At 42.2% G+C, this 13,044-nt stretch carries 14 protein-coding genes; 9 read left to right on the top strand and 5 right to left on the bottom strand.

Annotated features, from left to right (window positions below; all coding sequences use genetic code 11):
• Positions 1-6 precede the first annotated feature (6 nt).
• From AMICO_RS04325 to rsfS, 9 genes are all read left to right on the top strand, one after another.
• The gene (locus AMICO_RS04325) at positions 7-888 is read left to right on the top strand and encodes an NAD(+)/NADH kinase (protein WP_013048246.1); all 882 of its coding nucleotides are present in this window, start codon (positions 7-9) and stop codon (positions 886-888) included.
• 5 nt (positions 889-893) lie between these two features.
• On the top strand, positions 894-2,546 hold the full coding sequence (locus AMICO_RS04320; protein WP_013048245.1) for a DNA repair protein RecN: 1,653 nt from the start codon (positions 894-896) through the stop codon (positions 2,544-2,546).
• A 116-nt stretch (positions 2,547-2,662) separates the two neighbouring features.
• A complete protein-coding gene (gene rplU, locus AMICO_RS04315; RefSeq protein ID WP_013048244.1) occupies positions 2,663-2,974 on the top strand; it encodes a 50S ribosomal protein L21 in 312 nt (103 codons plus the stop codon).
• A 26-nt stretch (positions 2,975-3,000) separates the two neighbouring features.
• Complete coding sequence (locus tag AMICO_RS04310) at positions 3,001-3,327, top strand: ribosomal-processing cysteine protease Prp (RefSeq protein ID WP_013048243.1); 327 nt, start codon at positions 3,001-3,003, stop codon at positions 3,325-3,327.
• On the top strand, positions 3,327-3,608 hold the full coding sequence (gene rpmA, locus AMICO_RS04305; protein WP_013048242.1) for a 50S ribosomal protein L27: 282 nt from the start codon (positions 3,327-3,329) through the stop codon (positions 3,606-3,608). The genes AMICO_RS04310 and rpmA overlap by 1 nt, the downstream gene beginning before the upstream one ends.
• A 110-nt stretch (positions 3,609-3,718) precedes the next feature.
• Entirely contained in the window at positions 3,719-5,035 is a 1,317-nt protein-coding gene (gene obgE, locus AMICO_RS04300; protein WP_013048241.1) for a GTPase ObgE, read from the top strand.
• A gap of 19 nt (positions 5,036-5,054) precedes the next feature.
• The gene (gene nadD, locus AMICO_RS04295; RefSeq protein ID WP_013048240.1) at positions 5,055-5,702 is read left to right on the top strand and encodes a nicotinate-nucleotide adenylyltransferase; all 648 of its coding nucleotides are present in this window, start codon (positions 5,055-5,057) and stop codon (positions 5,700-5,702) included.
• 5 nt (positions 5,703-5,707) lie between these two features.
• A complete protein-coding gene (locus AMICO_RS04290) occupies positions 5,708-6,982 on the top strand; it encodes an LCP family protein (RefSeq protein ID WP_013048239.1) in 1,275 nt (424 codons plus the stop codon).
• A 19-nt stretch (positions 6,983-7,001) separates the two neighbouring features.
• Complete coding sequence (gene rsfS / locus AMICO_RS04285) at positions 7,002-7,361, top strand: ribosome silencing factor (RefSeq protein WP_013048238.1); 360 nt, start codon at positions 7,002-7,004, stop codon at positions 7,359-7,361.
• A 374-nt stretch (positions 7,362-7,735) separates the two neighbouring features.
• On the opposite strand, the gene AMICO_RS04280 is transcribed toward rsfS, so the two are convergent.
• From AMICO_RS04280 to tpiA, 5 genes are all read right to left on the bottom strand, one after another.
• Positions 7,736-8,545, bottom strand: coding sequence for a DUF4198 domain-containing protein (locus AMICO_RS04280; protein WP_052292801.1), 810 nt, complete (start codon positions 8,543-8,545; stop codon positions 7,736-7,738).
• 131 nt (positions 8,546-8,676) lie between these two features.
• Positions 8,677-9,003 (bottom strand): hypothetical protein, encoded by a 327-nt coding sequence (locus tag AMICO_RS04275; RefSeq protein WP_013048236.1) that lies wholly within the window; start codon positions 9,001-9,003, stop codon positions 8,677-8,679.
• Positions 9,000-11,528, bottom strand: a complete 2,529-nt coding sequence (feoB, locus tag AMICO_RS04270) for a ferrous iron transport protein B (protein WP_041459335.1) — start codon at positions 11,526-11,528, stop codon at positions 9,000-9,002. Before feoB ends, AMICO_RS04275 begins: the two co-directional genes overlap by 4 nt.
• On the bottom strand, positions 11,525-11,752 hold the full coding sequence (locus AMICO_RS04265) for a FeoA family protein (RefSeq protein WP_244392450.1): 228 nt from the start codon (positions 11,750-11,752) through the stop codon (positions 11,525-11,527). The genes feoB and AMICO_RS04265 overlap by 4 nt, the downstream gene beginning before the upstream one ends.
• Positions 11,753-12,224: 472 nt before the next feature.
• Complete coding sequence (gene tpiA, locus AMICO_RS04260; RefSeq protein ID WP_013048235.1) at positions 12,225-13,037, bottom strand: triose-phosphate isomerase; 813 nt, start codon at positions 13,035-13,037, stop codon at positions 12,225-12,227.
• Between the last annotated feature and the right edge of the window lie 7 nt (positions 13,038-13,044).

Raw genomic sequence — 13,044 nt, 5'->3', positions numbered from 1 at the left:
GAATTGATGGAAAAGAAGATTGGCATGCTCGTCAACACACAAAAGAAAGGTGCACTCGATATGGCCAACCGTCTTGTTCAATGGGGGAAAAAGAAAGGAATAGTTTTTCTCTTTCCACCCCACGAAGCTTCCATATTGGGGGTGCAAGCGACTCCTGACGACGTATGGAAATCCACAATAGACTTCGCTGTGGTTATTGGCGGTGATGGTACCTTTCTACGGGCAAGCCGATATATACTCAATCACTCTATTTCCCTATATGGTATTAATCTCGGACACCTAGGATTTCTAGCTTGCGGGAAACCAGAAGAAGCCGAAGCTGACCTGGAACAGATTTTACGTGAAGAATACGCACTGCAGCAGCATCGTATCCTTGAGGGAATTATCTGGAGGGAAGGACGGCGCAAGCATACGCTCTATGCCCTCAACGATCTCGTTCTTACCAAAGGGGCCTTTGCCAGAGTCATTACTATAGAAATCCGCATAGACAATCGTTATTTCAATATGTTACCGGCAGATGGCGTTATTGTTTCCACTCCTACAGGTTCAACCGCGTACGCTCTTTCAGCGGGAGGGCCCATTGTGCCTCCCCATGTTCCTTGTATGGTGCTTGCTCCCATCTGTGCCCACACCTTATATGCCCGTCCCGTTATCGTAGGAGAAAATGACGTTATCAGCCTCATCCCTCGTGGAACCCATCGTGACCTTATGCTAACCCAGGATGGGCAGCTTGGATATGAGATTTTGCCAGGAGACCGTATCGAGCTTTCTCTTTCCCGAGATAAAGTTGTCAATGTCGTGACACTGCCTCAAAGAACATACTTTGATCTCCTACAGGAAAAGCTAAAGTGGGGACAAGGTATCGAGCGAAACGAAAACAAGGAGTGAGGCCGGTGCTCGAAGAGCTTTCGTTACGAAATATAGGAGGGCTGGATTCTGCCCACCTACACTTTAAGGGGCGTTTTATAGCCATTACTGGTGAAAGCGGCGCGGGGAAAAGCAGCATTGTGAGGGCTCTGGAGTTTGCCAGTGGCAAAAGGGCCCAATCTGAGCTGATTCGGGCCGGTGAGGAAGAAGCAGAAGTAATTGCCCTTTTTTTCTGCCCTAGAACCCTTCAGTTACCAGAAGAGATAAGCTCTGAAGAGGGAAACCTCTTTTTAAAACGAGTCTTTACAAGAAATGGACGAGGAAAGACCTTCATACAGGGAAAACTTTTTCCTCTCTCACTTTTTAATGAAGTGGCAGCACCCCTATTGCGCATACAAAGCCAGTTCGCACAACTTGAGCTTCTTGATTCAGACAGACAACGGGACATACTCGACAGTTATGGCGGCGAAGAAATAATTTGTCTGAAAAACGAATTACGTTCCGTCTTTTCTAATGCTCTGTTGAAAGAGAAAGAGCTGCGGTCCGTAGAAAAGAAACAAAAGGAAGTTATAGATCGATATGAGAATGCCAATTCGATCCTTCAGTCCTTTAAGAGCATTTCTCCTGAATCCAACAGCGAGGCGATATGGGAGGGACGTCTTGAAAGGATATCTAAAAGCATAGATGAACATACCAAACTAGAGCAGATACTCGCGCGGTTAACAGGAGGAAAAACTGGGGAGGGCATCGCTGACTCTATAGAGAACCTGTGCCTCGAGTTGACTCAGATTATTTCCCCTGATACGGAAAAGGGCTCTAAATATCAAGAGCTGGGGAACAATGCCCTTGTCTTCTTACAGAAACTTTCCCAAAGTTTAACCGTTCTTTTATCAGAACAATCACTTTCGGATCTTTATGCCGAGCAGGAAGAAATTGAAAATAAATTAGGAACGCTGCGAAAGCTTAAGCGTTTGGCAGGCGTCAGGACCCTTGAAGAACTTACCAACTATTGCAAAGAGGCTGAAATGAACCTGACATGGCTCAATGAGAGCTATCGGCGCTCAGAGCAAAGTGGAGCAGAAGCAAAGAAACTGAGAAGAGAAGCGAGCAGACTGGCACTTGAGCTCAGAAAGAAGAGGGAAAGAACAGCCCGTTCCCTTGAAGAAGCTGTCAACCATTCTCTCCGGGACATGGCCATGGAGGATATAACATTTTCAATAACCCTCTCAGACCTTGGCAAGATTAAAAGTACCGGTGCTGATGAAATCTCGTTTTTAATGGCAAGCGGAATGATGCCTCCTGGACCGGTAATGAAAATAGCCTCAGGAGGGGAGTTGAGCAGGCTGTTGTTAGCTTTGCAACTGGCCCTTCCTGATAGCCAACTTCCTGGAACCCTCGTATTTGATGAGGTTGAAGCTGGGCTGGGGGGGAAAGCCGCGGTTTTAGCCGGATACAAGCTCAAACAACTTGCAGAAAAGTGCCGGGTAATATTAATCACCCATGAAGCTACTATAGCGGCATTAGCTGAACAACACTTTGTAGTGGCCCGACAGGAAAATAAAAGCTTTATTAAAGAAATAGAAAAGGACGAGCGGGTACTTGAGATTGCCAGGATGCTTTCAGGAAACACAACTCTTCTTGAAGCCCAGGAGCATGCCGGTAAACTTCTATCTCAATAGTTGACTTCTTATTCGAAGAAACGTACAATGCTAAAGCTTATGTATAAATAACGCTTGGGATAGGTTTAAAAGCGAAAGCTACCTACACATACCCAGCGGGAGGAGGACATTTCTTAATGTATGCTATTGTAGAAACAGGTGGGAAACAGTATAGGGTAGAGTCTGGAGACGTAGTGCGTATCGAAAGCCTTCACGTAGATGAAGGGGCATCTCTGGTCTTTGATAAGATTCTTATGGTATCTAATGACAGTGAAGTTCAGGTGGGGACACCTTATCTTTCTGACGCAACAGTAAATGCTACTGTCGTTCGGCACGGAAGAGCCCCAAAGATTCTTGTCTTCAAGTATAAAAGCAAGAAGAATTACCGACGGATGAGGGGACATCGTCAGAATTTTACAGAAGTTAAAATCGACTCCATCAACGCCTAGATAAGGCGTAACGATCTCTCACAGTTATGACAATTATTACTATTACAAGACAAAGCGGGGAGATCGTTTCAGTGGAAGCAATGGGGCACTCTGGATACGCTAAAGCAGGAAGTGACATTGTTTGTGCAGGAATATCAGCACTTGTTCAAGCTTTAGCAGTGGGAATCAAAGAGGTGGCCTGCGTCGAGAAAGCTTCTTTTTTAGTGGATGAAGAAAACGCCACCATAAAAATATGGTGGCCCAGAACCGAAAAAAAAGAGATACAGGTGCTGGCTGAAACAATAGTTTTATCTCTAAAGACAATTTCTGAAAGTTATGCCGGTTATGTTAAATTTATGGAGGTGCGAAAATAATGCGTATCAATTTTTTTGATCTGCAGTTCTTTGCTCATAAAAAGGGTCAGGGAAGCACAACAAACGGCCGAGACAGCATTGGCAAACGGCTTGGAATAAAGAAATACGCAGGGGAAGTAGTGAAAGGCGGAAATATCCTTGTTCGTCAGCGCGGGACAAAAGTCCATCCTGGCTTGAATGTGGGGCGCGGTAAGGATGACACTCTTTTTGCTCTTTCAGCAGGAGTTGTGAAATATCATACAAAAGGTGACAGAAAATTTGTTTCTATAGAAACTATGTAACCCTTATGACGGTAAATTTTATGTCATTTAAGTTTATATTTTGTATATAAAAACAAGGGCCTTGCAGATTGGCCCTTGTTTTTCATTAGAACACCGGATGGTGGTAAAGTATGAAATTTGTTGATCTAGTACGTATTATGGTCAGAGCCGGACGAGGCGGAAACGGCTGCATTAGCTTTCGCCGTGAGAAGTTTGTCCCAAAAGGCGGCCCAGATGGAGCTAACGGCGGCAACGGTGGGAATATCATTCTCAAAGCAGTAGAGGGCATTCATACCTTAGCTGACTTCGAATTTGAAAAGAAATTTAGAGCAGAACATGGTGAACCTGGACAAGGACAAAAGAAAGTCGGTAAGACTGGCAAAGACCTTATTATTCTCGTCCCCTGTGGTACTATAGTATACGATGAGAATACTGGCGAACCACTCGCCGACCTTGTAGAACCTGGCGACCAGGTAGTAGCAGCAAAGGGAGGCAGGGGAGGCAGAGGGAATATGCATTTTGCAACCTCTATGAGAAGGGTTCCAAGATTCGCAGAAAAAGGCGATGAAGGAGAAGAAAGAAACCTGCGGCTTGAACTCAAACTCATTGCGGATGTGGGATTAGTAGGCCTTCCTAATGCAGGAAAATCAAGTCTTTTGGCCGCAATTTCCAATGCGCGGCCTAAGATAGCTGGATACCCCTTTACAACACTTTCTCCTAATTTGGGGATCCTTGCGGTAGATGACGATCGAATTGTAGTTGCAGATGTGCCTGGACTAATAGAAGGCGCGCATGAGAATAAAGGGCTGGGTATATATTTTCTCCGCCATATAGAGCGGACCCGCGTGCTTATTCATGTTCTCGACCTAAGTGTGGGCACCCCAGAGGATGTGCTTTACCAATGGGAAGTCATTTGCAGTGAATTTAAAGCCTATAAGGAAAGTCTTCTAGAAAGGCCTTATATGGTGGTGGGCAACAAGATAGATATAGAGCGAGGCCATGAAAATGCCCCAGCTATAGAGTCTTTTATGAAAGCCAGGAATATCCCCTATTACAACACAAGTGCCATTACTGGCGAAGGAATAGCCGAGTTTATGGGAAATATCGTAGCACTGTGCAGAGAACATACCAGGCCTCACAGCGAGATACGTCTATTTGAAACTCTGGAACACCCAGAAGAAAGAGCTGCAACTTCAAGAAGGAGATTTGAAAAGGCCCGTGTTGTCAAACTTGATGATGACGCTGGATTCAGAGTCATCCATGAAGGACTGGAAAAAATACTGAAGCGTTACGATTTTGAACAGGACGACGCGTTGTATCATTTCGCAAGGCTTCTCAAAAAATATCGTATTGAAGAGCTTTTGGAAAAAGAAGGTGCCAAAGAAGGAGATACAGTGGTTATAGGGGAAATAGAATTCGAATACCAACCCGAACAGGTTCAAGAGTAAAAGCGGGAGGACAATGCTTGTGAATTTGGACGGACATGTGATTCGAACTAGAAAAATAGGAATAATGGGTGGGACATTCGATCCCATCCATTATGGACATCTTCTGGCAGCGGAAGAAACCTTTTTTGCGTTGGGTCTTGATGAGGTAATATTTGTCCCTACCGGAGATCCACCACATAAACGCATGAAGGGCGTTTCCTTAGCGGAAGATCGCTATACTATGACACTATTGGCAACGCTTGCCAATCCTCATTTCAAACTGTCGAGGATTGAAATTGACCGCAAAGAGTCTAGCCATACAGTAGACACGTTGCGGGAGATGCGCCATTGGTACGCACCGGATAGCGTTCAGTTTTTCTTTATTACTGGCCTTGATGCCGTGCTAAACATCACTACATGGAAAGAATACAAGACTCTTCCTACGTTATGCAAGATTGTTGCAGTTAATAGACCAGGCTACCAAACAGAAAAATTGGGGTTACTTCCTGATCTATTGCCAGAAGAGTTTAAAGGACATGTTATACCTCTTGAAACGCCTCTTCTTTCCATTTCCAGCACAGAAATTAGGAAACGCATTGAAAGCGGAAAAAACATACGCTATTTAGTGCCGGAGCTTGTAGAACGGTATATCTATAAAAAAGGTCTATACAAAAGGATTGGGCGGTGAGTGGAATGAAAATCACCAAAATCGCGTTAATTGCCACTTTAGCTGTACTTTCAATAGGAGCAGGTGTTTTCTTTCGACTGCAGAACATTGTTGCCCCTCAACCAGAACATATAAAAGAAAGTATTTCCTATGACAAGGAAACTGGGAATATAAATGTTCTCGTAGTAGGCATTGATGATGTGGAAGGAGGACATCGCTCTGATACCATTGGACTTGCGACCATTGACATAGACGATAAAATTGTTCGTTTCATGTCTCTCCCAAGAGATACACGAGTACAAATCCCGGGGCATGGCTGGCAAAAACTCAATCACGCCTATGCTTACGGTGGAACTGACCTGTTACGGCAAACCATTATCAATTATCTTGGTCTTCCAATTAATTATCATGTACTGGTCAACTATGAAAGCTTCCCTAAAATAGTTGACATGATTGGTGGAGTAGAGATCAACGTGGAAAAAAGACTATACTATCAGGATAAGGCAGGAAAACTTTTCATCAATATACCTAAAGGACTGCGACAAATGAACGGAAAGACAGCCCTTGAATATGTACGTTTTAGAAATGATGCCTTGGGAGATATTGGAAGAGTGCAGCGACAACAGCAATTTATCAAAGCAGTCATGAAGAAGGTACAATCACCAGAGATGCTGCCAAAGCTGCCAGACTTCGCAAAGGAGATCCTTAATCTCGTCAATACGAACATGACAATGACCCAGGCAGTACAGTTGACTTCCTATCTCAGAGATATAAATACTCAAAATATGGCATTTTTTACATTGCCAGGAAAAGCCGCTTATATATCTAATGTAAGCTACTGGCTTGGAGACCTCGCTGCGGCATCAACGTTACTCAGCGGCCCGTTGCCTGGAGAAGAAAGTGCCGCAGAAGAAGCCGCAACTCAAACAGCAGCTATACAGACAGTAGAAGAACAGAACTTAATGGAACTTGTAAAAAAGCTGAACATGCCTATAGCTATTCTTAACGGAGACGGGCAAGCGGGACTAGGCAAGACAGCATCTTCCTATTTCCAAAAAGCCGGAATTGACGTCGCCTATGTAGGAAATGCCAAACATTATGACTACCATTATTCAAGCATACAATACCCGACCAAAAAGGGCGATGAAGCACAGCAAAACGCAAATATACTCAAAGAGATCTGTGGTATTTCGAATCAGCTTGTACAAGTAAACGAAACAATAGCCCACGTAACGCTTGTACTTGGACACGATAAGGATACAATATTAAATAGAGTAAAGAACATTACAACAAAACAGTAAAGGGAGGGATCATCCGCGAATGAGTGATAAAAAGGAGTTAGTGAACCAATATATGTTTTTACTTGACGCTCTGGCCGATAAAAGGGGCCTAGATATTACCCTGATGGATCTTGGGGAAAAATCAACCATATCAGATACCTTTATACTCGTGACGGCCAATTCAGATATTCATATGGGAACCCTGCTAAACGCGACAGAAGAAGCACTCGACAAAAAAGGGGTGTCATCGATTATAGAAGGACGCAACAGCACCCAGTGGTGCCTGATAGATGCGGGAAACATTGTTATTCATATATTTAGCCGCAAGGGACGAGAATTTTATCATTTAGAAAAGGTCTGGGGAGATTGTCCTTCTTATTCATACGAATATCTTGACTAATAAAATTTAAAGCTCAATTTTTTTCTTAAAAGAATTATAAGTAGAAATTGAAGCTCAAAGAGCAAAGAGATCCGTAAACTACCTGCGGATCTCTTTTTTATTATTTTTAACAAGAGCTAAATGAGGAGAGAAGTAAAGGAGTGTAGTTTTAGATAGTGTCATATAATGTATCTTATGTTGCGTAAAAGGTCGTTTTAAAGTCATAATCGGTACGCTTTTTAAACTTTTGACATTTTCGCTAAATAGGCCCTTTTTGCCAATTATTTCTCTCTATTTATACTTAAACAACAAGCCAAGCACAAAATTGCACTTTTCTTCGTGCTCGGCTTGTTGTTAGAAGGAATAGAGGGGATAGATTGAAACTATGCTTTATGTTACTTCATATCTCTGGCCTGAACCCAGATAACAGCATCTTGACTTAACTCCTTGCCTTCATGTGTATTCTTAGGCCCTACACCGAGGGCCGCAAATCCCCACCAGCCTTTACGAGGAATGCCGAAGGTGAAACAACCATTTGCATCGGCTTTAATCGTCATCGTAACAAATGCATCCTGTGGAGCTTCTACATGGGCTTCTTTTGCAAAACTGTTTTTATCCATAAGTGGTTCATGATTTAAATATTCAACTTCAATTTCGGCAAAAGGAACGGGATTGCCTTCGCTTTTGACAATACCTCTAAATACATTTCCTGTCCAAAGTGCATAGGGTTTGTCAAGGGGAACTATTTCAGCCGGAAGTCCCATTTCTCCATCCCAATCCGTAGGAATTCCGGCAACATTAACTACAACTTTTGTCATTTGCTGGATGTAGGCATCCTCCTGTGCTTCGAAATAAGGAGCTGGGATGAGACAAAATACAAAATCTCCCATACCTCTAAGCTTGTAAGACCGTTCAAAAGCTTTTTCACTATTAGTAAGGCTTGTCCAGGTAATCTGTTTAGTTTCTTTGAGCAAATTTGTCTTTTTTTCTTTGTGAACCACATAAAATGCTTCAGGCTGCTCCATTTTCATAGTATGGCCAGCTTCAAAGGGATGGGTAAACACTAGTTTAAGATCAATATCCCCGCCTTTTTCAAGGGCACTCTCGGAAGTATACACCATTTGAAAGTGCGCAAAGGCCGGAAGAGCAAAAACACAAACCATGATACCTGTTAAAAGTGCTTTGGTTGCATTCTTTATCATCATCATTTTCTCTCCTTTGCTTTGTCAATCACAACTATTAACGATATAATCTTTGGTGTTCTATGCACGGTTTTACTCATTTTCAAGTGGCCGCTACCAAGGAAACGAGCGCCGTTTCCTTGGTAGCGCTTTTTTCAGTCTGTGATATCCTCACCTTTTACTTCAACAATGTGACCTGGACCTGCGTCAAAAACTACAACAAAAGGAACGTCTGGCTTTTCAAAACAGAACTCACTCAACTCATCCATTTTTCCTTCTATAAGAACTTCTCCATCACTATCCTGGACCGTCATTTTTACTCCTGTTGCAGACGAACCATCGGAAAACCCGCCTTCACATGTAATTGTTCCGTCTCCATTCAAGTAGCAATAGCACATAGGAGTGTGTGCCAAAGCTCCCGTACTCATTACAAACGACGCAAACAATGCCATTATTAAAGCTGCTAATATTTTTCGTCTCATGCGTCAATCACCTCCTTCCCCAATAAACCTTCATCAGTATATTCATCAAAAACTGTTCCTTTTATTTTCCCCAAGAGGAACGCTGTCAATAAAACCAGCCCATAAAAAACAAACATCGCTTGTTTCCCTGTTAGGCCTAAAAACATTCCTCCCGTGTAAACAATAGTTGCCAAAACAGTGCCTAATATGATGGGATATCCTAAAGCGATAAACGCCCATTTCCACCCACCAGCTTCAACTTTAACCATGAGAAGGGCTGCAATACATGGCGGATACATGGCCATAAAAATCATTAACGCCAAGGCATGAAGAGAAGTAAATCCTGCTTCTTGCTCTTTCATGCTTTCTTCAAGAGTTTGTCCTTCCTCTCGCGGTTGATAAAGCATCCCAAGAGTAGCAACACTGCTCTCTTTTGCCGCCAGGGAACTTAAAAGAGCTACGTTGACTTTCCAGTTAAAGCCAGCAAAACGTGTTATTGGCTCTAAGGCTTTTCCCGTTATGCCCAGAAAACTCTTATGCAACGTTTCATCTTTCATTTCCATCAATAAAATAGCCCTGTCTCGTTTCATCTGTTTAAAGGCTTTGCTAAAAGCTTTGCCTCCTTTTCCCTTTGCATTTAACAAGGGATAGGCATCTGGATAACGTTCTTCAAATTTTTTTTCAAATTTTTCTTTTCTTGCATCAGAGGCATTTAAAAGTACCCGTTTCTGATTTTTATAGCGCTCTTCAACAGCAAGATAACGAACAATATTTGATTCAGAACGAAGCTGTTCATAAAAGGGCGTCCCTTCAATTCGAGAAAGAAAAGAAACGTTTATCTGTTCTGCCCGATTTCTATAGTCACTTTTTCGCTCTTCATTTAGAGAAGGATAATTTGTCAAAAAGAAAACTACAACGGCGACGATCATAATGATTGTGATAACTTTTTTTACAAACAACCAGGTTCTTTCCACAGATCTCACAACAACACCACGTACAGTGGGAATATGATAAGGCGGCATTTCGAGCACAAAGGGTGAGCTGGGTCTGTTTTTAAGCAAAGTCAACGTTAAAATTTTGGCTACAGAAAGAGCTAAAATAATAGTAATCGTTGAAATGAAGAACATGGCTGTAGCTTTTTCTTTCGCGAAATAAATACTGACAAGCAGTGTATAGAGGGGAACCTTGGCCAAACAATTCATTAGAGGTACAACAAGAATTGTAGCCAGCCTTGCTTTTTCATCAGCTATAACACGAGTTGCCATGACACCAGGAACAGCACATCCGCCTACAAAAACGCCACCCAGGATAAGAGGCAAAGTCGATTGCCCATGTAATCCAAAACGTCTAAAAAGTTTGTCTAGAATAAAAGCCATTCTCGGCATGTACCCCACGTCTTCGAGAACTGCGATCAGCGCAAAAAGCACTAAGAAAATAGGAATATAAATTAGCACGGAATTTATACTCGTAATTACATTTAATACAAGGATGCGTATGAGCGGTTCCTGGAAAAAACTGCCCGTGGGAAGAAATACCTCTACAGCATTACGAAATCCTTCGAGAAAAGGTATCATATAGTTTGTCAGTTTATATCCCTGTACAATAGACAACTCATACAAAAGGTAAATAATGCCGGCCAGAATAAGAGGACCCCAAATTCTGCTGCATACAAGCCTGTCGATTCTGTCTGTTAATGTAACAGAAACTTCCTTCGTTCTTATAACACAACTCTTTTCTATTTTTTCGGCAGCAATATGTCGTCTGAAGGCAATAAATCCTCTTGGAGTGTCATCGTGTTTTTTTTCAAAGTCCTCAACAACACTTTCCACAAAGGTCAACACTTTTTCGGGATCAGAGCAGTTATTTAATACTATTTTTTTTGCTACCTCATCTTCTTCAAGCAACTTTATTGCCAGCCATCTAAAAGGCACCTTGAAGAAGCTTTCTCTGATAGCTTCTTCAAGCCTCAATGAAAGGTCATCAAGATAGGGAGCAAGAACTCCGTAATCCACTTCAAAAACATCTTTACTCTCTTGTTTTCGCACTGTGCTTGAAGCTTCAAGGATGCTATCTTTTAACTCTTTTTTACCTTGCCCCTTATTGCCAACTGTTGTAACAACAGGAATATTCAATGCTTTCGCGAAGGCATCAGCATCAATCTTAAGCCCTCTCTTTTCAGCAACATCAACCATATTAAGGGCGATCAGGATCGGGGCTCCTATTTCTAAAAGCTGAAACGTAAGATAAAGGTGCCGTTTTAAATTTGAAGCATCGACAACATTCACGACAAGAGAGGGAGTCTGTTCTAAAATATAATCCCTTGCAATGCGCTCTTCTTCTGAATAGGAGGAAAGGCTATATGTGCCAGGCAAGTCAGTTAGAAGTGTTTTCCGGTTTTGCCAAGTAAATGAACCTGTTTTTATAGATACAGTTGCGCCTGGATAATTTGCGACAAACTGCCGCCCGCCAGTAAGCATGTTAAAGATTGTCGATTTACCGCAATTTGGCTGGCCAGCTAAAGCAATATGCATTTTTTCATGACTCATTGCTTCTCTACCTCCACAAATCTTGCCTCCTCATGCCGAATAGTAACGTGATGTCCATCTACTTTTATTTCTACAGGATCGACAAGAGGTGCGTTACGAATGACATGCACTTCCACTCCTGGGAAAAAACCGAGATCCATTAACCGTTGCCCTATTACGCCCCGAGCTCTGTTTTTACGAATTACTCCATGCTCGCCAGGCCGTAATTCATTCAAAGTAATCATGCCTTCAAGACCTGTCGTAAATGTTCTATGTGACCAATAAAACTTCCATAAAAAATGCCAACTCGCATAAAATGTTCCTCCTAACCTATAAGTTCTTCACATTCATACACATTTGATGGCCCAAAAAGTTAATTTTGTGATTGTTTACAGGATAAATAATATATGAGATTTTTAATTCTGAAGACAATGCACAATTTCTTTCTCATACTATGTCAATGTTGTGTGAAGAATACATACCCGCATTCCTTTTATATATTCGTAGAGCCTACCTGAGATTGCACTGAGGCAAGTATGTAGAATTTAAAAGCAGCAACGTAAACACCGCCTTAATGTTTTATCTATCAAACATAAAGAATTATACTCCGGCATGTTTGATTGGTCAAACATGCCGGAGGGAAACAATGTAGGCCCAGAATAAAATTCTGGGCCTACATTAACCAATCGTATTTATAAAAGATTTGTGAATTATTTTTTATCCTCTATGAAGTGATTCGTGAATAATTTCAAGCATAGAGTCTGCTGTAATGGACGCTCCGCCAATAAGGGCTCCATCAATATCAGGTTCTTCAAGAAGGCTCGCAACATTTGCTGCTTTTACACTGCCGCCATAAAGTATATGGACGTCTCGATGTCCCTCCCCTTCAATGTCTATATTACCGTAATTACATAAAAGTGTGCGGGCATAGGAACATGCTTCTTCTGCATTTTCAGGGCTGGCTGTACGGCCTGTGCCTATGGCCCAAACAGGTTCGTATGCCCAAATTGTTTTTTTGATCTCTTCTTTTGTAAGGCCATTGACGGCCTTAAGAATTTGCCGCTCTATTACTTCAAAGGTTAAATCGGACTCCCTCTCCGAAAGAGTCTCTCCAAAACAAAGAACAGGTGTTAAACCATGATGGAGAGCCGCCTGCAATTTTTTATGAATAAGGTCGTCTGTTTCACCCATTATGTGCCTTCGCTCACTGTGGCCAATGAGGACATGACTACATCCCGTTTCTTTAAGCATTGGGAGTGAAATTTCGCCAGTAAACGCCCCTTTATCTTCATAAAAGCCATTTTGTCCCCCGAGAAAAATCCCTTTTTTAACGTTTTGAGCAAGAATTTCTGCGCCTACATACAGTGAAGTAAAAGGTGGGAAAATACAAACCTCTAAAAAACTTCTTTCCAGCTGGTCACAAATGACTGCGTCCTCACATATCTGCGCGGTGAGATCTTTAAAGAATATTTTCGTTTCTTCCAGGCCGTTGTTCATTTTCCAGTTTCCAAAAAGAAATATCTTTTTCACAGGAAAA

Origin of the sequence: Aminobacterium colombiense DSM 12261, from assembly GCF_000025885.1 — a bacterium.
GTDB lineage: Bacteria > Synergistota > Synergistia > Synergistales > Aminobacteriaceae > Aminobacterium > Aminobacterium colombiense.
Note: the sequence above shows the minus strand (reverse complement) of the source record. Positions and strands in the feature narration are given on the sequence as shown.